We start from the raw sequence: 24,550 nt of genomic DNA, 5'->3' as shown, positions 1-24,550 counted from the left end.
GCGAAAAGAAATCCCTCATGGAAAGACGTTCCTTCCTGCGCCGCGGCCTGTTCTACACGGTCGCCGCCGCCACCCCTCCCGTGCTGAGCGCCTGCGGTGGCGGAGGCAGCGACGGGATCGTGTTTCCGATCGTGCCGCCGCCCGCTCCCGCGCCGGCACCGCCACCACCCGCGCCCGAACCCGCGGGCCGCTATGCCTTCGGGCAGGGCGTGGCCTCGGGCGACCCGAAGGACACCAGCATCGTCTTCTGGACCCGCTGCGTGCGCACCGGCACCGCCGCCAACAGCGCGGCCATCGCGCTGCGGCTCGAGGTGTCGGACACCTCGGGCTTCGGCAACCTGGTGGCGAAAGTCGCGCTCGAGGCCTCGGATCGCTTCGACCGCACCGTGCGCGCCAAGGTCACGGGCCTTTCGCCCGACACGCGCTACTTCTTCCGCTTCGTCGCGGGCAGCGACGTCAGCGCCACCGGCCGCACGCGCACCGCGCCGGCCGCCGACAGCCAGCGCCAGCAGCTGCGCTTCGCCTGGTTCACCTGCCAGGACTGGCTGATCAACCACTGGGGCGCGCTCGACCTGCTGGCGGCCGAGGACGACCTCGACTTCACGGTGCACGTGGGCGACTACGTCTACGAGACCGTGGGCGCGAAGTTCCAGGCCGGCGTGGCCGAGCCCGCGCACCAGGCGATCCAGCTGCCCAACGGCGTGGCGCTGGCCGACGGCAGTGTCTATGCCAACACGGTCGACGACTACCGCACGCTCTATCGCACCTACCGCGGCGACGCGCGGCTGCAGGCGGTGCATGCGAAGTTCCCGCTGATCGCGATCTGGGACGACCACGAGTTCTCGGACGACTGCTGGCAGGACCGCCAGACCTACACCAACGCCAACACCCAGCAGACCGCGCGCCGCCGCGGCGCGAGCCAGGCCTGGGCCGAGTACATGCCGGTGGACTTCGGCGATGTCTCCTTCGACATGGGGAACCCGGCCTACGACAACATCAAGATCTATCGCGACTTCCACTTCGGCCCGCTGCTGCACCTGGTGATGACCGACGAGCGGCTGTACCGCGACGACCACGTGATCTCCGAGGCGCTGGTCGCGCAGCAGACGGGCGGCGATCCGGTCGACGGCAACAGCTCGATCGGCTCGCGCTATTTCGCGCCGCAGACGACGCTGCTGGCGCTCGAGGCGATGCGCACGCAGCAGCTCGGCCGCGCGCCGAGCATCCTCGGCCCGACGCAGACCGACTGGTGGAAGAACACGCTGAAGAACTCGACCGCCACCTGGAAGGTCTGGGGCAACGAGGTCTCGCTGAGCCGCATGTGGGTGGACCTGACGCAGGTGGTGCCGCAGCCGCCCGCGCCCTTCAACCAGCGCTACGTCGTCAACTGCGACGCCTGGGACGGCTATCCGAGCCACAAGGCCGACCTGATGGGCTACCTGAAGGCGCAGAACATCCGCAACGTGGTGGCGATCACGGGCGACCTGCATGCCTTCCAGTGCGGCCTGATCCGCGACCTGCCCGATCCCGCGGCCGGCACGCCGGTGTTGGTCGACTTCGTCTGCGCGGGCGTCAGCAGTTCCTCGTTCTACAGCTACATCAAGGCCGGCTCGCAGGGCACGCCGCTCACCGCGCTGACCGCCACGCCCGCGGCCTTCGAGCAGGTCATGCGTGGCAACAACCCCGACCTGCTGTTCTCCGACCACGACGCGCAGGGCTATGCGAGCGCGACGGTCACGGCGCAGGCCTTCACGGTGGTCTTCAACAAGGTCAAGCCGCTCGACGCGGGCAAGGCACCCGCGAGCCCGCTGCTCAAGCGCACGCGGATCCGCGTGAATGCCGGCAGCACCACGCCGGTGATCGAGGACAACGTCTGAGCGAGGGGGCTAGGGCCTGTTCACACTATTCAAGGGGTCGCGTTGCCCCGCAAAGGGGCTGGATGCAAGGCGCCCGCGCTTGCAAGGCCGATGCCTTGCAAGCGCGGGCAACGCCGCAGACGGCCCCTTGAATAGTGTGAACAGGCCCTAACGCGCCCAGTAGTCGCCCACGCCGAGCACCGCGCCGTTGCGGTCGACGGTGCAGATCGCGCGGCGGCCATCGCTGCCGCTCGTGAGCTCCACCTCGTAGACACCGCTGTCGATGCGGCGCGAGCCGCCGAGCACGATGGTCTGCCAGGGCCGCGCGAAGTGGACCGAGCCGGCCTGCACGCAGCCCATGTTCGAGATCGCCGGGGCCGTGCCGGCGCGGCCGGGCGGCGGCGCGCCGTAGGTGCCCGGCGGGCGGCTGTAGGGGGTTTCGCAGCCCGCGAGCAGCACGGCGATGCCGGCGCAGGCGACGAGCCAGCCGCGCGGGCGACGATGGGTCTGGTGATTCATGCCTCGACTCCTCTTGAACGGTTGCTCCGACCGCGGCCATTGTGCGGGCTGGGGCCGGGCCGTGGAACCATGCCGAGGATCGCCGCCGCGCGTGGCACCCTGAAGACTCAGGCCCGGTCCGGGGCCGTCAGCTTCGCGAGCAGGCCGTCGACGCCGCGCTCGATCAGGTCGAAGGCCTCGACGAAGGCCTGCCGGTCGCCGTACCAGGGGTCGGGCACGTCGCCCGAGAGCCCGTCGGCGAAGTCGGTCAGCAGATGGATCCTGTGCGCCGTGCCCGCGGGCGCGAGGCGGCGCAAGGCCGCGCAGTGCTGGCCGGTCATGCCGACGATGGTGTCGAAGCGCTCGAAGTCCGAGGCCCGCACCTGCCGCGCGCGATGCGCGGGCATCTCGATGCCGCGCCGCCGCGCCTCGGCCACCGAACGCGGATCGGGCAGATTGCCGCGCTCCTCGTCGGAGATCGCGGCGCTGTCGACCTCGAGCGCGAGCTGCGCGGCGCGGGCCTTGTGGGCGAGCAGGGCGTGGGCGGTGGGGGAGCGGCAGATGTTGCCGGTGCAGATGAAAAGGACGCTGGCCTGGGTCATGGCCGCATTGTCCTGCCCGGACATGATCGCGCCGCGCAACTTAACGCAGCCTGACCACCGCGCGGGCCCGCGCCGCATCGAGGCGCCATCGCAACACTGTGGCCTTAAAACCCTGCATCGAACGCTGAAACGCGCATTCCGGGTTGCCCCCGCGATGACGCAGTGCAACAATCCTGCATCTTCACTTCGGAGCCTCGTGCGTGGACAGTGCCAGTTGGATCAGTGACCAGACGCGTGCCGTGGCATGCGCGGCACACCCGGCTCCGTAGCGCAGGCTTCTTGCGCGCCGCGGCCGACGTGCCCGCGGCGTGATGCCTGCCCTCCCCGGCAGGCTCTCCCTCCCCCGACATCCGTTTCGTCACTGGCGTCTCTTTGCCAGCCAGCGTGGTCCATGCCACGAGGTCCTCTCGCCCGTCACGGGTCGAAGGAGCCTTGTCATGCGTCAACTCGTTCTACATCGCCAGCCCCTGCATCGTGGCCACGCCGCCACGCATGACGCCGACCCGCGCGCCGCGTCGGCGCGCCAGCCCGCGGCCGACATGCTGCAGCCCGAGGCCGACCAGGAGCTCGACAAGTCCGCTTCGTTCTGGAGCACGCGGCGCATCCGCTGCTTCCTGCTGCTGGTGCCGGGCCAACGCAAGCCGGAGCGTTCGTAGCGCCTGTCCACCGACGCGTCGCCCCGACCGTTGCATTCGAACGAAGCACCGCGCCTTCATCCCCCCATCGCCAAGGAGGCCACCATGGACCCAGACCCTCGCTGGCGCCGCTGCGCGCCTCCCCTGCCTGACCGCGCCACGCGCCGGTCGGCCTTCATCGCCATGAACCATCCGCGGCACACCGAGCCGCGAAGGACCGTCACCTCCGGCTGACCCGCGGGAGGTTCTCCTTCGCGCGCCCCGTTGCGCGCCTCGCCAGGAGAACCTCGAATGAACCGCCAACGCCTGCGGCCCGCCACCCGGACCGCCCTCTTCGTCCGCCGCGCGCCGCGCCGCACACTCCCCTCGCTGCGCCAGCGCGCCGCACGCCTGCACGCCTGGACGGCGGCATACCTCTGCGGCCTCGCGGTCACGCAGACGCATGCCGCCGGCGGGCACCACGCGGTCGACGATGCCGCCATCCTCGATCCGGGCCAATGCCAGATCGAGACCTGGGCCGATCGCCGCGATGGCGAACGCAGCGGGTACGCGCCGGTGCACCTCGGACCCGCCTGCCGCGTCGGCCCGGTCGAGCTGGGCCTGAACCTCGAGCGCGAACGCGGCAGCGAGGGACGCACGGTGCGCGCGGGCCCGCAGCTCAAGTGGGCCCACGCACTGAGCGACGACCTCGGCGTGGGCCTGCTGGTAGCCGCGGCCTGGGAACGTTCGCCCGAGCGCGGCGCGCTGCGCTACACGGGCGCCAGCGTGGTGGTCCCGCTGACCTGGCAGATCGCCGAGGACTGGCGCGCCCACTTCAACCTGGGCCGCGACCTGCATCGCGCACAGCCCAGTCGCAGCCACTCGGGCCTGGCGCTCGAATGGACGGCCTCGCAGCAACTCGGCTTCGTGGCCGAGCGTTTCCGCGAAGGCGGTGCCAGCGCCTGGCGCGCGGGCCTGCGCTGGACGCCGACCGACACGCTGAGCATCGACCTGAGCCGCGCCCACGGGCTGCGCGCCGACCGGCCCGGCTGGTGGACCCTGGGCATGACCTGGGCCTTCCGGCGCTGAACGGCACGCCACGCTCCCGCACACGAGCAAAACCCAACGGCCTTCGAAGGCCACGCGCCGCGCCCATCACGCGGCGAAGGAGAACAACAATGAAGAACGTCCTCAAGTCCTTTTTCGAAAGCTTCCTGCGCAGCCGCCGCATGCTGCATCACTTCGAGCGCTGGCAGACGCTGCTGGGCTCGAAGCCCGTGGGCATCGCCTCGGCCGCGATGCCGCCCGAGATCGCGAACGCGCTGAGCGCCGCCTCGCTGGCCGATGCCGGCGACATGCTGGCGCAGCTCGACAGCTCGCCGCAGGGCCTGAGCGAGGAACACGCCACCGCGCTGCGCAAGCGCCTGGGCGGCAACGAGGTGAACCACGAGAAGCCGCTGCCGTGGTGGACCCACCTGTGGCAGTGCTATCGCAATCCCTTCAACCTGCTGCTGACCGTGCTCGCGCTGGTCTCCTACGTCACCGAGGACATGAAGGCCGCGGTGGTGATCGGCAGCATGGTGGTGCTGTCGACGGTGCTGCGCTTCCTGCAGGAGTCGCGCTCGAACAAGGCGGCCGACAAGCTCAAGGCGATGGTCAGCAACACCTCGACCGTGCTGCGGCCCGTGGAGGGCTCGGACGGCGCGCTGCGCATCGAGGTGCCGATGCGCGACCTGGTGCCCGGCGACCTGATCGCGCTGTCGGCCGGCGACATGATCCCGGCCGACTGCCGGTTGCTCTCGGCCAAGGACCTGTTCATCAGCCAGTCGGCGCTGACCGGCGAGGCGATGCCGGTCGAGAAGTTCGCCAGCGTGCCCGCCACCGGCAGCACGAGCGGCGTGCTCGAGCGCGACAACCTGCTGTTCATGGGCACCAACGTGATCAGCGGCACCGCGACCGCGCTGATCGTGCACACCGGCGCGCGCACCTTCTTCGGCGCGCTGGCGCAGCGCGTGAGCGCCACCGACCGCGGCACCACGGCCTTCCAGGCCGGCATCAACCGCGTGAGCTGGGTGCTGATCCGCTTCATGCTGGTGATGGCGCCGCTGGTGCTGGTGATCAACGGCGTGACCAAGGGCGACTGGTGGGAGGCGGCGCTGTTCGCGCTGTCGATCGCGGTCGGCCTCACGCCCGAGATGCTGCCGATGATCGTGACCGCCACGCTCGCCAAGGGCGCGGTCGTGATGTCGCGCCAGAAGGTGATCGTCAAGCGCCTCGAGGCGATCCACAACTTCGGCGCCATGGACGTGCTGTGCACCGACAAGACCGGCACGCTGACGCAGGACCGCATCGTGCTCGAGCGCCACACCAACGCCTGGGGCGAGGGCTCCGACCACGTGCTGCAGCTGGCCTACCTCAACAGCTTCCACCAGACCGGCCTGAAGAACCTGCTCGACAAGGCGGTGCTGAGCCATGCCCAGATGCAGCTCGACACCCGGCTGCAGACCGACTGGCGCAAGGTCGACGAGGTGCCTTTCGACTTCTCGCGCCGCCGCATGTCGGTGGTGGTGGCCGGCAGCGACGCGGCCGAGGAACACCTGCTGATCTGCAAGGGCGCGCTCGAGGAAGTGCTGGCCGTGTGCAGCGCGGTCGAGCGCGGTGCCGAGGTGCTCGCGCTCGACGCGGAGGTGCTCGCGCGCATCCATGCCGTGGCCTCGGAGCTCAATGCCCAGGGCCTGCGCGTGGTGGCGGTGGCCAGCCGCGTGCTGCGCGGCGATGCGCGCCGCGCCGCCTACGGCGTGGCCGACGAGGCCGAGCTCACGCTGCTCGGCTACGTGGCCTTCCTCGATCCGCCGAAGGAATCGACCGCGCCCGCGCTGCGCGCGCTGGCCGAGCACGGCGTGGCGGTGAAGGTGCTGACCGGCGACAACGAGCTGGTGACGCGCAAGGTCTGCGGCGACGTCGGCATCGAGGCCGGCCGCATGGTGCTGGGCCACGAGGTCGAGCGCATGAACGAGGCCGAGCTGCGCCGGATCGTCGAGCAGCGCCAGGTCTTCGCCAAGCTCACGCCCGCGCACAAGGAACGCATCGTGCAGGCGCTGCATGCCAACGGCCACGTGGTGGGCTTCATGGGCGACGGCATCAACGACGCGCCCGCGCTGCGCGCCGCCGACATCGGCATCTCGGTCGACGGCGCGGTGGACGTGGCCAAGGAATCGGCCGACATCATCCTGCTCGAGAAGAGCCTGATGGTGCTCGAGCAGGGCGTGGTGGAGGGCCGCCGCACCTTCGCGAACATGCTCAAGTACATCAAGCTCACCGCGAGCTCGAACTTCGGCAACGTGTTCTCGGTGCTGGTGGCGAGCGCCTTCCTGCCCTTCCTGCCGATGCTGCCGCTGCACCTGCTGGTGCAGAACCTGCTGTACGACGTGTCGCAGATCGCGATCCCGTTCGACAACGTCGACGAGGAGTTCCTGCGCAAGCCGCAGAGCTGGAACCCGGGCGACCTGGGCCGCTTCATGGTGTTCTTCGGGCCGCTGAGCTCGGTGTTCGACATCCTGACCTATGTCGTGATGTGGTACGTGTTCGCCGCCAACTCGCCCGAGCACCAGACCCTGTTCCAGTCGGGCTGGTTCGTCGAGGGCCTGCTGTCGCAGACGCTGATCGTGCACCTGATCCGCACGCGCCGCATCCCGTTCCTGCAAAGCCGCGCGGCCTGGCCGCTGCTGATCATGGGCGCGGCGATCGCGGCCGTGGGCATCTGGCTGCCGATGGGCCCGGTGGCGCACTACTTCAAGCTCGAGGCGCTGCCGATCACCTACTTCCCGTGGCTGCTGCTGATGCTCGGCGGCTATGCGGCGCTGGTGCAGGCGGTCAAGGGCTGGTACGCGCGGCGCTACGGCTGGCAATGAGCCGGTGACGACAACGGTGACGACAGGAGGGAGCGGCGGCTGTCACATGCCGCCGCTACCCTGGTTCACGACCGACAAGGAGGAGATCGCATGGAAGCGGTACAGAACTTCAACCTGCCCTCGCTGCTCGACACCCTGCTGAGCGTGTTCACGGCCTTCGTGCTGGGCTCGCTGATCGGCTTCGAGCGCCAGGTGCGCCAGCGCACCGCCGGGCTGCGCACCAACACGCTGGTGGCCGTGGGCGCGGCCGTGTTCGTCGACATGGCCAACCGCCTGCACGGCCACGACGGTGCGGTGCACGTGGCGGCCTACGTGGTCTCGGGCATCGGCTTTCTCGGTGCGGGCGCGATCATGAAGGAAGGCGCCAACATCACGGGCCTCAACACCGCGGCCACGCTGTGGGGATCGGCCGCCGTGGGCGCCTGCGCGGGCGCCGACCTGATCGGCGAGGCCGTGATCGCCGCGCTGTTCGTGCTCGCGAGCAACACCCTGCTGCGGCCCGTGGTCAACCGCATCAACCGGCAGCCGGTGAAGGAGGAGTCGGGCGAGGCCAGCTACACGGTGCGCGTGATCTGCACGCGCGCCTCGCGGCCCGAGGTGATGGACCAGGTGCTGCTGCTGCTCGAAGCCGCCAACTACCCGGTGCGCGACGTCGACCAGCATGCCTTCGGCGCCACCGACACCGAGATCGAGGCCACGCTCTATGCGACCGCGGTCGAGGCCGAGGAGCTCGACCGGGTGGTCGCGGAGCTCGAGGCGCTGGAGGGCGTGCAGCAGGCGTTCTGGAACGCGAGCGCGGAGGACTGAGCCCGTTCGCCCATGAAAAAAGCGGCATCGCCTTCCAGCGATGCCGCCCTCTTCGAGACAGCGGATCGAAGCGTCGCGCTCAGACGCCGAGGATCGACACCGCCTTGGTGTTGAGGTAGGCCTCGAGCGCCTCCGGGCCGCCTTCCGAGCCGTAGCCCGAATCCTTGACGCCGCCGAACGGCATCTCGGGCGACGGGGTCGCGGGCTGGTTGACCCACAGCATGCCGAGTTCGAGCTTCTGGCTCAGCAGGTGCGCGTTCTTGATCGACTTGGTGAACGCGTAGCCGGCCAGGCCGAAGGGCAGGCGGTTGGATTCGGCGATGGCCTCGTCCAGCGTGTCGAAGCCGCGGATGGCGGCGATCGGGCCGAAGGGCTCGTTGTTGAAGACGTCGGCGTCCAGCGGCACGTCGGTCAGCACGGTGGGGGCAAAGAAGTTGCCGGCATCGCCGACGCGCTCGCCGCCGGTGGCGATGGTCGCGCCCTTCTTGCGGGCGTCGTCGAGCACGTGCGCCATGGCCGTGAGGCGGCGCGCATTGGCCAGCGGGCCCAGGGTGGTGCCGTCGGCCAGGCCGTCGCCGAGCTTCAGGCCTTCGGCGTGCTTGACCATGGCCTTGGCGAATTCCTCGCGGATGCTGTTGTGCACCAGGAAGCGGGTCGGCGAGATGCAGACCTGGCCCGCGTTGCGGAACTTGGCGGCACCGGCGGCCTTGGCGGCCAGCGCGACGTCGGCGTCCTCGGCCACGATCACCGGGGCGTGGCCGCCCAGTTCCATGGTCACGCGCTTCATGTGCTGGCCGGCCAGGCCGGCGAGCTGCTTGCCGACGGGGGTCGAGCCCGTGAAGGTGACCTTGCGGATGATCGGGTGCGGGATCAGGTAGGCCGAGATCTCGGCCGGGTTGCCGAACACCAGGCCGACGGTGCCGGCGGGGATGCCGGCGTCGACGAAGGCCTGCAGCAGGGCGGCGGGCGACGCGGGGGTCTCCTCGGGTGCCTTCACGAGGAAGGAGCAGCCGGTGGCCAGCGCGGCGCCGAGCTTGCGCACGACCTGGTTGATCGGGAAGTTCCAGGGCGTGAAGGCGGCCACGGGGCCCACGGGCTCCTTGATGACCAGCTGCTGCGCCGCGAGGTTGCGCGAGGGCACGATGCGGCCGTAGACGCGGCGGCCTTCGTCGGCGAACCATTCGATGATGTCGGCGGCGGCCAGGGTCTCGCCCTTGGCTTCGGCCAGCGGCTTGCCCTGTTCCTGCGTCAGCAGCTTGGCGATGTCGCCGGCGCGTTCACGGATCAGGCCGGCGGCGCGGCGCATCACGGCGGCGCGCTCATGGGCCGGGGTGTTGCGCCAGGCGTCGAAGCCGCGCTGGGCGGCGGCCAGGGCGCGGTCGAGGTCGGGGATGCCGGCATGCGCCACCTTGCCGATGACCTGGCCCGTGGCCGGGTTCACCACGTCGAGGGTCTTGCGGCTGGCGGCGTCCACCCATTCGTTGTCGATCAGCAGGCGGGTGTCGGTATAGGAGGAGGCGGTCATGGCGAGCTTTTCCTTCGGCAGGGGATGGGAGTGGAAACGGGGAGTTCGGATGGCGGCACGGCGCCCAAAAAGGCGCGTGCGGCTGGGCGGCAGCGGGCTGCCGGGGCGCATAGGTTAACCCGAGTCGGGGATGCGCGCAGGCGGCCGCCCGCCTCCCCCGCCGGGGAAGGGCGTTTGGCGCGCCGGTGCTCAGAGCACCAGCAGCGCCCGGAAGTCGTTGACGTTGGTGTGCGTCGGCCCGGTCACGAACAGGTCGCCGATGGCGTCGAAGTAGCCATAGGCGTCGTTGCGGTCGAGGTGGTCCGAGAGCTTGCGGCCCGCGTTGGCGGCGCGCGCCAGGGTGTCGGGCGTGACGTAGGCGCCGGCGTTGTCCTCCACGCCGTCGATGCCGTCGGTGTCGGCCGCCAGCGCCCACACGTCGGCCTGGCCCAGCAGCGCGCCCGCGAGCCCCATGCAGAACTCGCCGGCGCGTCCGCCCCGGCCCTTGGCCTGGCCGGGCTGGCGCGGCCGGATGGTGACGGTGGTCTCGCCGCCCGAGAGGATCACGCAGGGCTTGGCGAACGGCGCGCCGCGCTGGGCCACGGCGCGCGCGAGCGCGGCATGCACCTTGCCGACCTCGCGCGATTCGCCTTCCATCTCGTCGCTGAGGATGTGGGCCTCGATGCCGGCGGCGCGCGCGGCCGCGGCGGCCGCCTCGAGCGACTGCTGCGGCGCGGCGATCATGTGGGTCTCGTGGCCCTGGAACACGGCATCGCCGGGCTTTGGGGTCTCGAGCGCGCCGCTCTCGAGCTGCGCGCGCACCGGCGCCGGCACCTCGATGCGGTAGCGGTCGAGGATGGCCAGCGCGTCGGCGCAGGTGGTGGCGTCGGGCACGGTGGGGCCGCTGGCGATCACGGCCGGGTCGTCGCCGGGCACGTCGCTGATGGTGAGCGTGACCACGCGCGCCGGCGCGCAGGCCGCCGCGAGTCGGCCGCCCTTGATGCGCGAGAGGTGCTTGCGCACGCAGTTCATCTCGCCGATGTGGGCGCCGCTGTCGAGCAGCTGCTTGTTGATGCGCTGCTTGTCGGCCAGCGTCAGGCCCTCGGCCGGCAGCACCAGCAGCGAGGAGCCGCCGCCCGAGATCAGGCACAGCACGAGGTCGTCGGCGGTCAGGCCTTCGGTCAGCGCGAGGATGCGCTCGGCCGCCTGCTGGCCGGCCGCGTCGGGCACGGGATGCGCGGCCTCGACGATCTCGATGCGGCTGGGCAGCCCCTCGGGCCGCGGCGGGATGTGGTCGTAGCGCGTGACCACCAGGCCCGACAGCGGCGCGTCGGCCGGCCACAGCGCCTCGAGCGCCTGCACCATCGAACCGCCGGCCTTGCCGGCACCGAGCACCAGCGTGCGGCCCTTGGGCGGCTTGGGCAGGTGCGCGCCCAGGGTCGACAGCGGCAGCGCGCGGTCGACCGCGACGCGGTAGAGGTGTTCGAGGAAGGCGCGCGGCGCCTGGCGGGGATCGGGAGCGGTCGCGTCTTGCAGCGAGGGGGGCGTCGAGGTCTTGGCGGTCATGGGTGGCGTTGTCTCCGGGGCCTGCATTTTGCGGCGAACCCGAGTCCGCCCTCTTGACCGCGGTCTAGTTCGTCTTGGCTCCGCCCTGGAACCAGCGGCCGATCAGGGCGCGCTCCTCGTCGGTGATCGAGGTGGCGTTGTTCATCGGCATGATCTTCGTGACCACCACCTGCTGGTAGATGGCCTGGGCGTGGGCACTCACCTGCTCGGGCGAGTCGACGCGCACGTTCTTCATCTGCACGCTCGCGCCGTGGCACATGTAGCAGCGCTGCTCGAGCACCTTCTGCACGTCCTGGTAGGCCACGGCCGGCGCGCTCGGCGCGGCGGCGGCCACGGGGGCGGCGGGCTCGGGCTTCATCCAGACGATGGTGAGGCCGAGCACGGCCACGCCGACCATCGCGTAGGGCAGCGGGTTGCGCGCGTTGCCGAGCTTGAAGCGGTGGCGCACCACGAAGAACTGCCGGATCGCCGCGCCGCCGAGCATGATCAGCAGCAGCACGATCCAGTTGTACTTGTGGGTGTAGGTGAAGCTGTAGTGGTTGCTCAGCATCGCGAACAGCACCGGCAGCGTGAAGTAGGTGTTGTGCACGCTGCGCTGCTTGCCGCGCTGGCCGTGCACCGGGTCGACCGGGCGGCCTTCGCGCAGGGCCTGCACGTTCTTGCGCTGGCCCGGGATGATCCAGAAGAACACGTTGCCGCTCATGGTCGTGGCCATCATGGCGCCGACCAGCAGGAAGGCCGCGCGGCCCGCGAACCACTGGCAGGCCAGCCAGGCCGCGAAGGCCACGAAGATCGCGACCAGCACGCCGACGATGGTGTCGCCGTTCTTGCGCCGGCCGAACAGCTGGCAGATGCTGTCGTAGACCATCCAGAACACGACCAGGAAGGCCAGCGCCACGGCGATCGCCGCGCCCGGCTGCCAGTCCATCTTCGACTTGTCGATCAGGTAGGTGCTGGCGTTCCAGAGGTACGACATGGTGAAGAGCGCGAAGCCCGTGAGCCATGTGGAGTAGCTCTCCCAGTACGACCAGTGCAGGTGGTCGGGCAGCTTCTTGGGCGCCAGCAGGTACTTCTGCATGTTGTAGAAGCCGCCGCCGTGCACGGCCCACTGCTCGCCGCCGACGCCCTTGTCGAGCGATTCGGGGTCCTGCGGCTTCTCGAGGCTGTTGTCCAGCATCACGAAGTAGAAGGAGGCGCCGATCCAGGCGATGGCGGTGATGACGTGGACCCAGCGCAGCAGCAGGTTGGCCCAGTCGAGGTAGTAGCTTTCCATGAGGTGCTCTCTCAATCCGCTCGGCGCGGGGGAACGCCGGGCGCGGATGTCTTCGTCCTGCTCACCACTGCGGGCGCTGTAAGCAGAGAAAGTGCCGCGAACGCAGGCTCCGGGTGGGCCTCGCTCCGCTGCGGCAGATACTTGTGGACTGAAAGTGTATACAGTTTTGGCGAGGGGCGGCGTGGTTTTTTGCGGCGCCGGTGCCGGGAAAACCCTGTTCGTGCACCGAAGCGCCGGCTCAGCCCAGCGATTGCAACAACTGTGCCGCCACCGCGACCGCGATCACCTCGGGCTCCTTGCCCGTGATGCCCGGCACGCCGATCGGGCAGGTGATGCGCGCCAGCTCGGCCGCCGTGAAGCCGCGCGCCTCGAGCCGGTGGCTGAAGGTGGCCCACTTGGTCTTGCTGCCGATCAGGCCGATGTAGGGCAGGTCGTCGCGCTCGCGCAGGCGGCGCAGGCAGGCGATCACGATGTCGAGGTCCTCGGCATGGCTGAAGCTCATGATCAGCACGCGGCTGCCGGGCGCGAGCGAGGCCACCGCGTCCTGCACCGGCTCGGAATGCTCGGTCTCGACCTGGGCCGGCAGTTCTTCGGGGAACACGCCGTCGCGGCTGTCGATCCAGCGCACCGAGAACGGCAGGCCCGCGAGCAGCCGCGCGAGCGCCGCGCCCACGTGGCCGCCGCCGAACAGCGCCACCGGCCGCAGGTGCTCGACCAGCGCGCGCCGCAGCTCGGGGATGTCGGCGGCCGAGACGCGCCGGAACGACAGGAACACCACGCCGCCGCAGCACTGGCCCAGGCTCGGGCCCAGCGGATAGCGCTGGATGCCGTCGATGGCGCGGCTGCCGGCCAGCAGCTCGCGCGCTTCCTGCGTGGCCTGGAACTCGAGCTGGCCGCCGCCGATGGTGGCCGTGAGGCCCTCGGCCCAGACCGCCATCCAGGTGCCGGCCTCGCGCGGGGCCGAGCCCTGCGTGGATTCGACGCGCACCAGCACCGCGTCTTCGTCGCGAAGACGGGCCAGCAGTTGGTCGACCGCGCCGTTCATGAGGGATACCTTCGGTTGCGGGCAAGGGAGGGAGTCACGGTATAAACCCGGCGATGAATTTTCAGCCCACGACGCGCCGCCTCGCCCTGGCGGTGTCTTTTCTTGCCGCGCTCTGGCTCGCCGGGTGCGGCACCACCGGTTCGGTGCCCGGTCAACTGAGCAAGGCCACCGCCGAACCCGGCGCCAGCGGCCGGCCGGCGCCGCGCGCATCGAATGCCACCAGCGCGCGCGACTACCGGCGCGACGCCGCGCGCCATGTCTATGACCTCAACAACCGCCGCATCTACGGCGGGCAGTTGCCGCCGGTGCTCTACGCGGTCGGCACGCTGCAGGTCAGCCTCGACGGCGGCGGCCGCGTGGTCTCGCTGCACTGGCTTCGCGCGCCCCAGCATGCGCCCGAGGTCATCGCCGAGATCGAGCGCACCGTGCTGCAGGCCGCGCCCTTCCCGGCCGCGTCGCGGCTTGGTCCGGTCGTGTGGACCGACACCTGGCTCTGGGACAAGAGCGGGCGCTTCCAGCTCGACACGCTGACCGAAGGGCAGCTGCAGCAGTAGTTCCGGCTCCCTCCCCCGCTGGGGGAGGGCTGGGGTGGGGGCACGCAGCGCCTCCATGGGGCGCGGGGGTAGCCCCCATCCCGACCTTCCCCCAGAGGGGGAAGGAGGAAGACGTTCGACAGTCACGCTGTCGGCGTTCACGACCCCCGGTAGGTCGAATAGCTCCACGGGCTCACCAAGAGCGGCACGTGGTAGTGCTGGTCGGCATGCGCCACGCCGAAGTCCAGCGACACCTTGTTGAGGAAGTTCGGCTCGGGCAGCGCCACGCCGCGCGCCTTGAAGTACCCCGCCACGTCGAACACCAGCCGGTAGGTGCCGGTCTTCAGCGTGCTGTTGTCGTAGAGCGGGCCGTCGCTGCGGCCGTCGGCATTCAGCGTGAAGCGCCGCACCAGCGTGGCGGCATCGCCCTCGGTGGTGAAGAGCGCGACCTCCATGCCGGCCGCGGGGCCGCCATGCATCGTGTCCAGTACGTGGGTGCTCAGGCCCATGGGAGTTTCCTTCGGTCGGTCAGGTGAGAGTGCGGGATATTCCGGTGGACAAAAGTGTATACAGTTGTCGGCTTTCGGTCTATCATGAAAAACATGGAGTCCTCCACCACCCGTTCGATCGTCGATGCGCTCACCCGCGCGATCGTCGACCACCGGCTTCAGCCCGGCACCAAGCTGGCCGAGCAGAAGCTGGCGGACCATTTCGGCGTGTCGCGCACGCTGGTGCGCCAGGCGCTGTTCCAGCTCGCGCAGAACAAGCTGATCCGGCTCGAGCCCGCGCGCGGCGCCTTCGTGGCGGCGCCCGCGGTCGACGAGGCCAAGCAGGTGTTCGCGGTGCGCCGCATGCTCGAGGCCGAGATGACGCGCGAGTTCGTGCGCACCGTCACGCCGGCCAAGATCAAGGCGCTCAAGGAACACGTGGCGCTCGAGAAATCGGCCGTGTCGGGCGAGGACGTCTCGGGCCGCACCGAGCTGCTCGGCGACTTCCACGTGCGCATGGCCGAGCTCATGGGCAACCAGGTGCTGGCGCAGATCCTCGGCGAGCTGATCTCGCGCTGCGCCCTCATCACGCTCATGTACCAGAGCACCAGCGCGGCCGAGCATTCGAACGACGAGCACGCCGACATCGTCAAGGCGCTGGCCGCGCGCGACGAGGAACGCGCCGTGCGCCTGATGACCGAGCACCTGCAGCACGTCGAGGCCAACCTGGTGTTCGACCGCAAGGTGCCCACCAGCGACATCTCCCTCGCATTGTCCTGACCCCTTCCACCATGACCGTCTACGACACCACCCTGCCCTACCCGCGCGACCTCGTCGGCTACGGCCGCAACCCGCCCCATGCGCAGTGGCCCGGCAACGCGCGCATCGCGGTGCAGTTCGTCCTCAACTACGAGGAAGGCGGCGAGAACGCCACGCTGCACGGCGACGCCGGCTCGGAACAGTTCCTCTCGGAGATGTTCAATCCCGCGAGCTACCCCGACCGCCACATCAGCATGGAAGGCATCTACGAGTACGGCTCGCGCGTGGGCGTGTGGCGCCTCTTGCGCGAGTTCGAGAAGCGCGGCCTGCCGCTCACGGTGTTCGGTGTCGGCATGGCGCTCGAGCGTCATCCCGAGCTCACGGCGGCCTTCAAGGAACTGGGCCACGAGATCGCCTGCCACGGCTGGCGCTGGATCCACTACCAGAACATCGACGAGGCCACCGAGCGCGAGCACATGCGCCTGGGCATGGAAGCCATCGAGAAACTCACGGGCGAGCGCGCCCTCGGCTGGTACACCGGCCGCGACAGCCCGCGCACGCGCCGGCTGGTGGCCGACTACGGCGGCTTCGAGTACGACAGCGACTACTACGGCGACGACCTGCCGTTCTGGATGAAGGTGCGCAAGACCGACGGCACCACCGTGCCGCAGCTCATCGTGCCCTACACGCTCGACTGCAACGACATGCGCTTCGCGCTGCCGCAGGGCTACTCGCACGCCGATCCCTTCTTCCAGTACATGAAGGACAGCTTCGACGCGCTCTACGCCGAGGGCGACGAGGCGCCGAAGATGATGAGCATCGGCATGCACTGCCGCCTGCTCGGGCGCCCGGGCCGCATCGTGGCGCTGCAGCGCTTTCTCGATCACATCGCCAGCCACGAGCGGGTGTGGGTCTGCCGCCGCGTCGACATCGCGCGGCACTGGAAGAAGACCCATCCGTTCGAAGCCTCTTCCCAAGCCTCGCAAGCTTGATTCATACGGAGGACACACACGCCATGAGCCTGACCATCGAACAACTGAACGCCGCGGGCGCCGACGAAGCCGTCGCGCTGCTCGACGGCACCTACGAGCACTCGCCGTGGATCGCGCGCCAGGCGCTGGCCGCGCGCCCGTTCCGTTCGCTGCAGCACCTGAAGTACGCGCTCGCGCAGGCCGTGAACACGGCCACCAAGGAGGAGCGCCTGGCCCTGATCCGCGCCCACCCCGAGCTCGCGGGCAAGGCGATGGTCAGCAAGACACTGACCGCCGAATCGACCAACGAGCAGGGCAAGGCCGGCCTCACCGACTGCACGCCCGAGGAGTTCGCCAAGATCCAGCGGCTCAACGCCGACTACAACGCGAAGTTCGGCTTCCCCTTCATCCTCGCGGTGCGCGGCCCGCGCGGCACGGGCCTGTCCAAGCGCGAGATCATCGACACCTTCGAGCGCCGCGCCTACAACCATCCCGACTTCGAGCTCGCCGAGGCGCTGCGCAACATCCACCGCATCGCCGAGATCCGGCTGAACGACAAGTTCGGCACCGAGCCGGCGCTCGGCAACCACGTGTGGGACTGGCAGGAGGCGCTCGCGGTGCACAGCGACCCGGGCTTCGCCGAGAAGGGCCAGCTCACCGTGACCTACCTGACCGACGCGCACCGTGCCTGCGCGGCGCAGATCGCGCGCGAGATGCGCGAGGCCGGCTTCGACTCGGTGGAGATCGACGCGGTCGGCAACGTGGTCGGCCGCTACGAGGGCGCGACGCCCGATGTGAAGACGCTGCTCACGGGCTCGCACTACGACACCGTGCGCAACGGCGGCAAGTACGACGGCCGGCTCGGCATCTTCGTGCCCATGGCCTGCGTGCGCGAGCTCAAGCGCCAAAACCGCCGCCTGCCCTTCGCCTTCGAGGTGGTGGGCTTCGCCGAGGAGGAAGGCCAGCGCTACAAGGCCACCTTCCTCGGTTCGGGCGCGCTGATCGGCCACTTCAACCCGGCCTGGCTCGACCAGAAGGACGCCGACGGCATCACCATGCGCGAGGCGCGCGCCCATGCGGGCCTGCGCGAGGAGGACATCGCCAAGGCGCAGCGCGATCCCTCGAAATACCTGGGCTTCGTCGAGGTGCACATCGAGCAGGGCCCGGTGCTCAACGAGCTCGACATCCCGCTGGGCATCGTGACCTCGATCAACGGCAGCGTGCGCTACGTGGGCGAGGTGATCGGCATGGCCAGCCATGCGGGCACCACGCCGATGGACCGCCGCCGCGACGCGGCCGCGGCCGTGGCCGAGCTGATCCTCTACACCGAGCAGCGCGCCGCCAAGGATGGCGACTCGGTCGGCACCGTGGGCATGCTCGAGGTGCCGAGCGGCTCGATCAACGTGGTGCCCGGGCGCTGCAAGTTCAGCCTCGACCTGCGCGCGCCCAACGATGCGCAGCGCGATGCGCTCGCCGACGACGTGGTGAAGGCGCTGCAGGACATCTGCGAACGCCGCGGCGTGCGCCACACGCTCGAGGAGACCATGCGTGCCTCGGCCGCGCCGAGCGCGCCCGAATGGCAGCAGCGCTGGGAACGCGCGGTCGATTCGCTCGGCGTGCCGCTGTTCCGCATGCCCAGCGGCGCCGGCCACGACGCGATGAAGCTGCACGAGGTGATGCCGCAGGCCATGCTGTTCGTGCGCGGCATCAACTCCGGCATCAGCCACAACCCGCTCGAATCGAGCACCAACGACGACATGGAGCTGGCGGTGCAAGCCTTCCAGCATCTGCTCGACAACCTGAACGGCGCGCCGAGCGCCGCCTGAACCCCATGACCGACTACGCAAAGCTCGACGCCTGGATCGACGCCCACTTCGACGAGGAAGTGAAGTTCCTGCAGCAACTGGTGCAGGTGCCCACCGACACCCCGCCCGGCAACAACGCGCCGCATGCCGAGCGCACCGCCGAACTGCTCGAGGGCTTCGGCCTCGTGGCCGAGAAGCACGCCGTGCCGGCGCAGGACGTGAAGGACTACGGCCTCGAATCGATCACCAACCTGATCGTGCGCCGCAAGTACGGCAAGGACGGCGACGGCGGCCGCACCGTGGCGCTCAACGCGCACGGCGACGTGGTGCCGCCCGGCGAGGGCTGGACCCATGACCCCTACGGCGGCGAGATCGCCGACGGCTCGCTCTACGGCCGCGCGGCCGCCGTGAGCAAGAGCGACTTCGCGAGCTTCACCTTCGCGCTGCGCGCGCTCGAGGCCGTGGCCAGGCCGAGCAAGGGCGGCGTCGAGCTGCACTTCACCTACGACGAGGAATTCGGCGGCATCCTCGGCCCGGGCTGGCTGCTGAAGAACGGCCTCACCAAGCCCGACCTGATGATCGCCGCGGGCTTCAGCTACGAGGTGGTCACGGCCCACAACGGCTGCCTGCAGATGGAAGTGACGGTGCACGGCAAGATGGCGCATGCCGCCATTCCCTCCACCGGCATCGACGCGCTGCAGGGCGCGGTGAAGATCCTCGAGGCGCTCTATGCGCAGAACACGCTCTACCAGCAGGTCAGCTCGCAGGTCGAGGGCATCACGCACCCCTACCTCAACGTCGGCCGCATCGAGGGCGGCACCAACACCAACGTGGTGCCCGGCAAGGTCGTGTTCAAGCTCGACCGCCGCATGATCCCCGAGGAGAACCCGGTCGAGGTCGAGGCCTCGATCCGCCAGGTCATCGCCGACGCGGCGGCCTCGTTCCCGGGCATCACGGTCGAGATCAAGCGCCTGCTGCTGGCCAATTCGATGAAGCCGCTGGCGGGCAACCAGCCGCTGGTCGAGGCGATCCAGAAGCATGGCGGCGAGTTGTTCGGCGAGCCGATCAAGGCCATGGGCACGCCGCTGTACACCGACGTTCGCCTCTATGGCGAGGCCGGCATTCCGGGCGTGATCTACGGCGCCGGCCCGCGCACCGTGCTCGAGTCGCATGCCAAGCGCAGCGACGAGCGCGTGGTGCTCGAGGACCTGCGGCGCGCGACCAAGGTGATCGCGCGCACGCTGAGCGACCTGCTGGCCTGAGTCTCAGGCGGCCACGCGATACCGCCCCGGCGCCACTCCGAAGCAGCGCCGGAACCAGCGCGAGAAGTGCGCCTGGTCGGCGAAGCCGCATTCGGCCGCCACGTCCTTCGGCGCCACGCCCTCGCGCAGCAGCGCCTTGGCGCGGCCGATGCGCGCATGCCGCGCGTAGTGCGCGGGCGTCATGCCCACGGCCTCGCGGAAGGCGCGCTGGAAGTGCTCGCGCGACACGCCCATGCGGCGCGCGAGCGCGGCCGGGTCGATGCGGCAGGCATCCTCCTCGGCGAGCAGCGCGCAGATCTCCGCCACGCGCGCGTCGGGCGCGGGCGGCTGCAGCGGCATGAGTTCGGGGCCGGCCTGGGCGCGCAGGATGCGCTCGACCAGGCGGGCGATGCCCGCGCCGTCCGCTGACGTGGCGGCGGCAGCCAGGGCCTCGGCCAGTTCGGCATCGGGCAGCACCTTGCACCGCAGGGCACCGCGCGAGTCCGCCGGCCAGCCCAGCCGCGCCGCGACCCAGCCGTGCGGCACATAGAGCATCACCATGCGGAAGCTGCGCCGGCTCACGCCCGCGGTGTGCAGCATGTAGGGCGCCATCAGCACCAGCTCGCCCGCATGGGCCACGAGCGCCTCGCCGTCGCACGAGAACTCGCAGTGGCCCTCGAGGATGGCGCCCACGCTCCATTCGGGATGCCAGTGCGGCGCGAAGCGGGCGCGCGGCTCGGCCGCGAACAGCGCCTCCACGCGCAGGCCCTCGCCCGAGGGCAGCACGACCAGGCGGGAGGACGGCGGCGGCGCGGCGACGGCGGTCATCGCGCGAGGGTAGCGCAGCAGCGCCCTCGACACGATCGCCGCGGGCATCGGCTTCGACCTAGGCGGCGAGGGCACCGCGCACCGTGAGCCCCATCCAGCCGGCCGTGGCCTGCGTGGCGCGCACCTCGCCGAGCAGCGAAAGCTCCTCCACCGGATGGTCGTGGAAGCGCAGGGTGGCGCTGCCCGCGCTCCAGCCCGACTCCACGCGGTCGACGATGTCGGCGCGCAGGTGGCGCGGCACCGGCGCCTCCCGCGGCCGCGTCAGGTCGGGCCAGCCGATCGCGCCGATGGTCGGCGCGCGCAGGAAGCCCAGCCGTTCGCCGGGCTCGCCGTTCAATGTGACGCTGGCATCGACCAGCCGGCGCTCCTTCACGCTGAGGCTGGCGCCGAGCCGGCTGCCTTGGCCCAGCGAGGCGGCCGCCGGATGGGCGATCGGCAGGCTGCGCGTGACCCAGGTCTGGCCGATCTTCTTGGGCCAGCCCTGCAGCCAGCCGCGCAGCAGCGAGATGTCCTGGTCGACGTAGATGAAGGGGCAGCAGAAGCGCTGTTCGCCCGGGGGGCCTTCGATCTCGAGCACCACGATGGTCTCGCGGTACTGCGCATAGACGGGATCGAGCAGCTCCGCGCCATCGGCGCCGCAGAACTGCCAGTCGGCGAAATGCACGCAGCCCTGGCCGGTGGCCCGGCCGAGCCCGGCGGGCAGCAGCGCGGCGGCGCGTTCGGCCTCGAAGGCGAAGGCCACGTTGACCAGCCAGCCGGCGTAGTGCCAGGGCGGCGCCTGCACGAGCGCGCTGCGGCCGGAGGCGGTGAAGGGGGGCGAGAACGGGGTGGGCATCGGGAGGCGGTTCACAAAAGTGGAAGACCGCCCCACGATAGGACGCCCGCGCGCGGGCGTCTTGTACGCCAGTGATCCCGCCGCGGTGCCCCTTGCCTCAGTCCGCCGTCGCGAAGGCCTGTGCGATCTCCTGCGTCACCTGAAGGAAGCGCGCCATTTCCGCCATCGAGTTGCAGTGCAGCGGCGACACGCGCACCGTGCCCTCGAGCCCGAAGGAATCGAGCATGCGCTTCGAGTAGATGCTCGCGGCCGTGCGCTCGTAGACCGTGACGCCGCGCAGCCCGTACTCGTGCACGGCGCGCGTGCAGTCCAGGCCGTCGAAGCCGATGCCCAGGATCAGGTCGCGCCGGCTCAGGTCGGGATGGTCGAGGAACACGCGCACGCCCGGCATGGCGCGCAGGCCCGGCTGGCCGTCCACGCCCTCGAGCAGCGCCGCGAGCAGCGCGCGTTCGTGCAGCTCGATGTGCGCGATGCCGGCCGCGAACAGTTCGCGCCGCCCGGTGGCCTCGCTGAAGTGGCCGCCGAGCCAGCAGACGTAGTCGACGATCTCGCTGACCACCGCGAACTGCCAGGGCGCCACGCTACCGAGGTCCCAGTGGCCGGCCTTCTTGCCCGCGAGCTTGTGGTGCGGCAGGGCCGCGGCGCGCTCCGACATCCAGGCGATGCCCGAGCCGCGGCAGCCGAAGAACTTGTAGGGCGCGAGGTTGATGCCATCGACCGGCGTCTTCTGCAGATCGATCAGCCCGTGCGGCGCATGCTGCACCGCGTCCACCACGATGTAGAGATCGGGCTTGACCTCGCGCGCGCGTCGCACGATGGCCTCGATGTCGAGCTTCGCGCCCGAGATGTTCGAGGCGTAGATCACGTTGAGCAGGCAGGTGTTGGCATCGACCAGCCGCACGATCTCGTCGACGTCGATGCCGCCGGTCTCGGGGTTGCTGCGCGCCACGCGCAATTCGCGGCCGGTGCGCTCGGCGTAGAGCGCCATCGCGTCGTAGGCCGAGGGATGTTCGAGCACGGTGGTCACCATGTTCGTGCCGCCCACGTTCTCGGCCACCGCGCGCACCATGTCGAACATGGCGCCCGAGGCGGTGAGCGCCGCGAAGATGCTGCCGCCCTCGGCGTTGAGGATGGTGCGCACGTCGTCCCAGCCGCGCGCCTGCACGGCCTGCAGTTCGAGCGCGGTCTCGTGGATGCGCTCGGTGTTGTCGGGCACCGCGTCGATGGCCGCGAAGCGCTCGATGGCGGCCTTGAGCCGGAACGAGCCGCCCGCGTTGTCGAAGTACAGGCGCTCGCGTCCGTGGTGGTCGCGCTCCACGAGCAGGAAGCGCTCGCGCACCTCGTGCATCAGCGCGTCGGAGAAGGCCAGGCCGCGCGGATGCCGCGCGCCGTTCGGAGAGGAAGAAGCGCTCACGCTCACACGCCCTTGTTGTTCGGGTTCTTGTAGGTCTCGCGCACCGCGTCCGACATCGGGAAGTCGAGGCTCACGTTGCGCGGCGGGATCGGTTGCGTGAACCAGCGCGCATAGAGCTTGTCGATCTCGCCCGACTTCATGAGGCCGGCCACGGTCTGGTCGACGATCGCCTTGAACTCGGGATCGTCCTTGCGCAGCATGATCCCGTAGGGCTCCTGGCGCAGCGATTCCTTCAGCAGCTTGTAGTCGCCCGCGTTGGGCTGGTTGGCGATCAGGCCGGCGAGCTGCACGTCGTCGAGCACGTAGGCCGCGGCGCGGTCGCTCGCGAGCAGCAGGAAGGCATCGGCCGTGTCCTTGCCCGCGATCTCCTGCACGTCGATGCCGTTCTTGCGCGCGCCGCGCAGCAGCTGGATCGAGGTGCTGCCGGCCACGGTGGCCACGGTCTTGCCCTGCAGGTCGGCGAAGCTGTTGATGCCCGAGTTCTTCTTGACCGCCGCCGTGATGTTGGTGACGAAATGGCTGGGCGCGAAGTCCACCTGCTGCTGGCGCTGCGTGGTGTTGGTGGTGGTCGCGCAGTCGAGGTCCACGGTGCCGTTCTGCAGCAGCGGGATGCGGTTGGTGGAGTTCAGCAGCGTGTAGCGCACGTCGAGCTTGGGCAGGTTCAGCCTGGCCTTCACCGCCTCGACGATCTTCAGGCAGATCTCGTTGGTGAAGCCGATCGGCGCCGCGTCGGCGCTGGTCTTGTACGAGAACGGGATCTGGGTGTCGCGGCTGCCGATCTGGATGGTGCCGCTGTCCTTGATCTTGCGCAGCGTGCCGCTGTCCTGGGCGGCGGCGACGCCGCAGGCCAGCACGAGGGCGATGCCGAGCGCGGCGGGGCGTGCGAAGGCGCGTGGGAAATGCATGGTGAAGTCCTTGGCCGTGTGGGTTGAATACGAAAGTGGTGGGCGCAACCGGTTCGGAGCGCATCTTCGGCGCGGCTTCAAGTTTCCAAAAGCGATTTTTATTCATCGAAAAATATCGCTTAAAGTGTTCTTTCTCCCAAGGAACGCAGCGCCATGATGACCTTCAAGCAGCTCGAGGCCCTCTACTGGATCGCCCGCCTGGGCGGCTTCGCGCAGGCCGCGAACCAGCTCCACACCTCGCAGTCGGCGGTGTCGAAGCGGGTGCACGAGCTCGAGGCGCTGTTCGACACCGAGCTGTTCGACCGCAGCCAGCGCAGCGCGCGGCTCACCGAGAAGGGCGAGGAGATGTACGTGCTCGCGCAGAAGCTGCTGGCGCAGCGCGACGCGGCGGTCGAGCAGTTCGGCAAGCCCGGCGTGGTGGAGCGCCGGCTGCGCATCGGCGTGACCGAGCTCACGGCCATGACCTGGCTGCCGCGGCTGGTGCGGCTGATCCAGCAGCACTACCCGAAGGTGATCCTCGAGCCCGACGTCGACGACAGCCTGCAGCTGCGCGACAAGCTGCTGGCCGACGAACTCGACCTGGTGTTCCTGCCCGACAGCTTCGCCGACGCGCGCATGGCGAGCAAGGCGATCGGCGAGGTGAAGAGCGCCTGGATGTGCAAGCCCGGCGTGGTGCCCGCCGACGCGCCGCTGCGGCTGCACGAGCTGGCGCGCCAGCGCATGCTGGTGCAGGGAGGCAACTCGGGCACCGGCCGCGCCTACGACGCCTGGATGAAGGAACAGGGCGTGCAGCCGGCCGACACCATCGTGGTGAGCAACCTGATCGCGCTGGTCGGCCTCACGGTGTCGGGCCTGGGCGTGAGCTACCTGCCGCGCGAATGCCTGCGGCCGATGGTGGCCGCCGGCATGCTGGCGGAGATCGAGGTGGCGCCGGCCCTGCCGGTGGTGCGCTACGTGGCGATGCACAAGGGCGAGCACCGCAGCGCGCTGACCTCGTCGATCGTGATGCTCGCGCAGTCCTGCTGCGACTTCACGCGCATGTTCCAGGCGCAGGCCGACGACGCGATGACAGGCTGATGTCGGCGGCCGCGCGCC

Annotated in this window: 23 protein-coding genes; 12 read left to right on the top strand and 11 right to left on the bottom strand. The window is 70.0% G+C overall.

The features are described from left to right. Positions 1 to 17 precede the first annotated feature (17 nt). Entirely contained in the window at positions 18 to 1,877 is a 1,860-nt protein-coding gene (locus AC07RM_RS27330; protein ID WP_495336559.1) for an alkaline phosphatase D family protein, read from the top strand. Positions 1,878 to 2,024: 147 nt separating this feature from the next. On the opposite strand, the gene AC07RM_RS27325 is transcribed toward AC07RM_RS27330, so the two are convergent. Both AC07RM_RS27325 and AC07RM_RS27320 read right to left on the bottom strand, forming a co-directional pair. Continuing rightward, positions 2,025 to 2,375, bottom strand: coding sequence for a hypothetical protein (locus AC07RM_RS27325; RefSeq protein ID WP_495336558.1), 351 nt, complete (start codon positions 2,373 to 2,375; stop codon positions 2,025 to 2,027). 107 nt (positions 2,376 to 2,482) lie between these two features. Further along, complete coding sequence (locus AC07RM_RS27320) at positions 2,483 to 2,956, bottom strand: low molecular weight protein-tyrosine-phosphatase (RefSeq protein ID WP_495336557.1); 474 nt, start codon at positions 2,954 to 2,956, stop codon at positions 2,483 to 2,485. 437 nt (positions 2,957 to 3,393) lie between these two features. On the opposite strand from AC07RM_RS27320, the gene AC07RM_RS27315 reads away from it, so the two are divergent. The 5 genes from AC07RM_RS27315 (at position 3,394) to AC07RM_RS27295 (ending at position 8,288) form a co-directional block, all read left to right on the top strand. Next, a complete protein-coding gene (locus AC07RM_RS27315) occupies positions 3,394 to 3,612 on the top strand; it encodes a hypothetical protein (protein WP_208512677.1) in 219 nt (72 codons plus the stop codon). 84 nt (positions 3,613 to 3,696) lie between these two features. Beyond that, positions 3,697 to 3,825 (top strand): hypothetical protein, encoded by a 129-nt coding sequence (locus AC07RM_RS27310; protein ID WP_256222313.1) that lies wholly within the window; start codon positions 3,697 to 3,699, stop codon positions 3,823 to 3,825. A 57-nt stretch (positions 3,826 to 3,882) separates the two neighbouring features. Next, on the top strand, positions 3,883 to 4,659 hold the full coding sequence (locus tag AC07RM_RS27305; protein ID WP_495336556.1) for a PA4824 family protein: 777 nt from the start codon (positions 3,883 to 3,885) through the stop codon (positions 4,657 to 4,659). An 89-nt stretch (positions 4,660 to 4,748) separates the two neighbouring features. Then, the gene (gene mgtA, locus AC07RM_RS27300) at positions 4,749 to 7,481 is read left to right on the top strand and encodes a magnesium-translocating P-type ATPase (protein ID WP_495336555.1); all 2,733 of its coding nucleotides are present in this window, start codon (positions 4,749 to 4,751) and stop codon (positions 7,479 to 7,481) included. A gap of 90 nt (positions 7,482 to 7,571) precedes the next feature. Continuing rightward, entirely contained in the window at positions 7,572 to 8,288 is a 717-nt protein-coding gene (locus AC07RM_RS27295; RefSeq protein ID WP_093340486.1) for an MgtC/SapB family protein, read from the top strand. A gap of 79 nt (positions 8,289 to 8,367) precedes the next feature. On the opposite strand, the gene AC07RM_RS27290 is transcribed toward AC07RM_RS27295, so the two are convergent. The 4 genes from AC07RM_RS27290 to xdhC all read right to left on the bottom strand — a co-directional run bounded on the left by AC07RM_RS27290 (position 8,368) and on the right by xdhC (position 13,676). Then, positions 8,368 to 9,813 (bottom strand): NAD-dependent succinate-semialdehyde dehydrogenase, encoded by a 1,446-nt coding sequence (locus AC07RM_RS27290; protein WP_057596537.1) that lies wholly within the window; start codon positions 9,811 to 9,813, stop codon positions 8,368 to 8,370. Between the two features lie 189 nt (positions 9,814 to 10,002). Beyond that, positions 10,003 to 11,358, bottom strand: coding sequence for a glycerate kinase type-2 family protein (locus AC07RM_RS27285; protein WP_495336554.1), 1,356 nt, complete (start codon positions 11,356 to 11,358; stop codon positions 10,003 to 10,005). A 64-nt stretch (positions 11,359 to 11,422) separates the two neighbouring features. After that, positions 11,423 to 12,631 carry a urate hydroxylase PuuD gene (locus AC07RM_RS27280; RefSeq protein ID WP_093340492.1) on the bottom strand — a complete coding sequence of 403 codons (1,209 nt, stop codon included), beginning with the start codon at positions 12,629 to 12,631 and terminating at the stop codon, positions 11,423 to 11,425. A gap of 238 nt (positions 12,632 to 12,869) precedes the next feature. Beyond that, positions 12,870 to 13,676, bottom strand: a complete 807-nt coding sequence (gene xdhC / locus AC07RM_RS27275) for a xanthine dehydrogenase accessory protein XdhC (protein ID WP_495336553.1) — start codon at positions 13,674 to 13,676, stop codon at positions 12,870 to 12,872. Between the two features lie 53 nt (positions 13,677 to 13,729). Here xdhC and AC07RM_RS27270 point away from each other — a divergent pair, with 53 nt between their 5' ends. Further along, the gene (locus tag AC07RM_RS27270; RefSeq protein WP_208512671.1) at positions 13,730 to 14,230 is read left to right on the top strand and encodes a hypothetical protein; all 501 of its coding nucleotides are present in this window, start codon (positions 13,730 to 13,732) and stop codon (positions 14,228 to 14,230) included. Positions 14,231 to 14,367: 137 nt separating this feature from the next. Here AC07RM_RS27270 and uraH read toward each other — a convergent pair whose 3' ends face one another. After that, positions 14,368 to 14,718: a hydroxyisourate hydrolase gene (uraH, locus tag AC07RM_RS27265; RefSeq protein ID WP_093340498.1), complete on the bottom strand. Its 351-nt coding sequence runs from the start codon at positions 14,716 to 14,718 to the stop codon at positions 14,368 to 14,370. Positions 14,719 to 14,802: 84 nt separating this feature from the next. Here uraH and AC07RM_RS27260 point away from each other — a divergent pair, with 84 nt between their 5' ends. The 4 genes from AC07RM_RS27260 to AC07RM_RS27245 are packed head-to-tail and all read left to right on the top strand — an operon-like array spanning position 14,803 to position 19,494. After that, the gene (locus AC07RM_RS27260; protein WP_057596531.1) at positions 14,803 to 15,477 is read left to right on the top strand and encodes a GntR family transcriptional regulator; all 675 of its coding nucleotides are present in this window, start codon (positions 14,803 to 14,805) and stop codon (positions 15,475 to 15,477) included. An 11-nt stretch (positions 15,478 to 15,488) separates the two neighbouring features. Next, positions 15,489 to 16,448: an allantoinase PuuE gene (gene puuE, locus AC07RM_RS27255; RefSeq protein ID WP_495336552.1), complete on the top strand. Its 960-nt coding sequence runs from the start codon at positions 15,489 to 15,491 to the stop codon at positions 16,446 to 16,448. Positions 16,449 to 16,471: 23 nt separating this feature from the next. Beyond that, positions 16,472 to 18,253: a 2-oxo-4-hydroxy-4-carboxy-5-ureidoimidazoline decarboxylase gene (uraD, locus tag AC07RM_RS27250; RefSeq protein ID WP_495336551.1), complete on the top strand. Its 1,782-nt coding sequence runs from the start codon at positions 16,472 to 16,474 to the stop codon at positions 18,251 to 18,253. A 5-nt stretch (positions 18,254 to 18,258) separates the two neighbouring features. Next, complete coding sequence (locus AC07RM_RS27245) at positions 18,259 to 19,494, top strand: M20 family metallopeptidase (protein WP_495336550.1); 1,236 nt, start codon at positions 18,259 to 18,261, stop codon at positions 19,492 to 19,494. 3 nt (positions 19,495 to 19,497) lie between these two features. On the opposite strand, the gene AC07RM_RS27240 is transcribed toward AC07RM_RS27245, so the two are convergent. From AC07RM_RS27240 to AC07RM_RS27225, 4 genes are all read right to left on the bottom strand, one after another. Further along, a complete protein-coding gene (locus AC07RM_RS27240) occupies positions 19,498 to 20,301 on the bottom strand; it encodes a helix-turn-helix transcriptional regulator (protein WP_495336549.1) in 804 nt (267 codons plus the stop codon). A 58-nt stretch (positions 20,302 to 20,359) separates the two neighbouring features. Continuing rightward, a complete protein-coding gene (locus AC07RM_RS27235) occupies positions 20,360 to 21,136 on the bottom strand; it encodes an acetoacetate decarboxylase family protein (RefSeq protein ID WP_495336548.1) in 777 nt (258 codons plus the stop codon). Positions 21,137 to 21,233: 97 nt separating this feature from the next. Further along, positions 21,234 to 22,484, bottom strand: a complete 1,251-nt coding sequence (locus AC07RM_RS27230; RefSeq protein ID WP_495336580.1) for an aminotransferase class V-fold PLP-dependent enzyme — start codon at positions 22,482 to 22,484, stop codon at positions 21,234 to 21,236. Positions 22,485 to 22,552: 68 nt separating this feature from the next. Continuing rightward, positions 22,553 to 23,455, bottom strand: a complete 903-nt coding sequence (locus AC07RM_RS27225) for an amino acid ABC transporter substrate-binding protein (protein WP_495336547.1) — start codon at positions 23,453 to 23,455, stop codon at positions 22,553 to 22,555. A 156-nt stretch (positions 23,456 to 23,611) separates the two neighbouring features. On the opposite strand from AC07RM_RS27225, the gene AC07RM_RS27220 reads away from it, so the two are divergent. Then, positions 23,612 to 24,532, top strand: a complete 921-nt coding sequence (locus AC07RM_RS27220; RefSeq protein WP_495336579.1) for a LysR family transcriptional regulator — start codon at positions 23,612 to 23,614, stop codon at positions 24,530 to 24,532. Positions 24,533 to 24,550: the final 18 nt, after the last annotated feature.

The organism is Variovorax sp. GW821-FHT09B05 (assembly GCF_059418265.1).
Note: the sequence above shows the minus strand (reverse complement) of the source record. Positions and strands in the feature narration are given on the sequence as shown.